At 32.8% G+C, this 1,220-nt stretch carries 2 protein-coding genes and 1 pseudogene; all 3 read left to right on the top strand.

The annotated features are described in order from the left end of the window. A pseudogene (locus HCB45_RS15235) lies at positions 1 to 240 on the top strand (type II CRISPR-associated endonuclease Cas1); the annotation flags it as partial. Continuing rightward, on the top strand, positions 237 to 578 hold the full coding sequence (cas2, locus tag HCB45_RS15120; protein WP_185620452.1) for a CRISPR-associated endonuclease Cas2: 342 nt from the start codon (positions 237 to 239) through the stop codon (positions 576 to 578). The pseudogene HCB45_RS15235 and the gene cas2, both read left to right, overlap by 4 nt. Continuing rightward, on the top strand, positions 568 to 1,220 hold a 653-nt coding region (gene csn2, locus HCB45_RS15115), incomplete at its 3' end, for a type II-A CRISPR-associated protein Csn2 (RefSeq protein WP_185620451.1). The genes cas2 and csn2, both read left to right, overlap by 11 nt.

Here is a 1,220-nt window from a genome sequence, read left to right as displayed (position 1 = left end):
GATTTTAATTTTGCCAGTGATTTAATGGAACCTTTTAGACCACTAGTGGATCAAATCGTGTATGAAAAACGCAACGAGGATTTTCAAGTAATCAAACGCTCATTATTCGAAATGTTCATCAAGCAGTTTGACTATAATAACCAGCATATGTTTTTAACCAATATTGCAAGTGATTATACTAAGAAGATAGTAAAGGTCTTAAATGAAGAAAGGGAAGGAGTTCCTGAATTTAGGATATGAGTTATCGATATATGAGAATGTTATTAATGTTTGATATGCCAACAGATACCGCAAAAGAAAGAAAAGCCTATCGTCAATTCCGACGCTTCATATTAAGTGAAGGCTTTATTATGCATCAATATTCCGTTTATAGTAAAATTTTATTAAATGGCACAGCTAGTAAAGCTATGCTCGCTCGCTTGAAACAACAAAATCCTAAAAAAGGGTTGATTACTTTATTAACTGTGACGGAAAAACAATTCGCGCGCATGGTGTATTTAAGTGGAGAACAGAATAAAAATGTAGGTAATTCGGATTCGAGACTTATTTTCTTGGGAGATGATATGGATGAATTTTAATTTCAAACTGCTTGACGAGCCTGTAATTATTGAAGATTCGACCATATTTGCAATAGAAGATGTGCGTGTTTTTGCCAATGTTACTAAGTGGTTGTATCAATACGACGGGACAGAAGAATTAACGATTTTTGGTGCGAAACAGCAACCTTTAAAAAGTAGTGAATTGATATTAGTTACCGATGTATTGGGACATGACATTAATTCTCTGGCAACTTTAAAATTAATTTATGCTGATTTAGAACAGCAACTTAATGAAAAGCCGGAAGTAAAATCAATGATTGATAAGCTGACCGCGACGATTAGTGAGTTGATTGGTTATGAGCTTCTGGAGCATGAACTGGATTTAGAGGAAGATGAAATTACGGTTATTGAATTATTCAAAGCTTTGGGTATCAAGATAGAGACAAAAAGTGATACCGTTTTTGAAAAATTAATTGAAATAGTACAAGTCTATAAATACTTATCAAAGAAAAAATTGTTGGTTTTTATTAATGTATGTGCCTATTTAACAGAAGATGAGTTACTAGAGCTAAGGCGCTATATCTCGTTAAACCAAGTAAAAGTTTTATTTGTTGAACCTCGAAAAGTAGAAGGATTTTCGCAAGTTATTCTAGATTCAGATTATTTTTTACAAGTGGAAAA

It is taken from the genome of Listeria farberi (assembly GCF_014229245.1).
Taxonomy (GTDB): Bacteria; Bacillota; Bacilli; order Lactobacillales; family Listeriaceae; genus Listeria; species Listeria farberi.
Note: the sequence above shows the minus strand (reverse complement) of the source record. Positions and strands in the feature narration are given on the sequence as shown.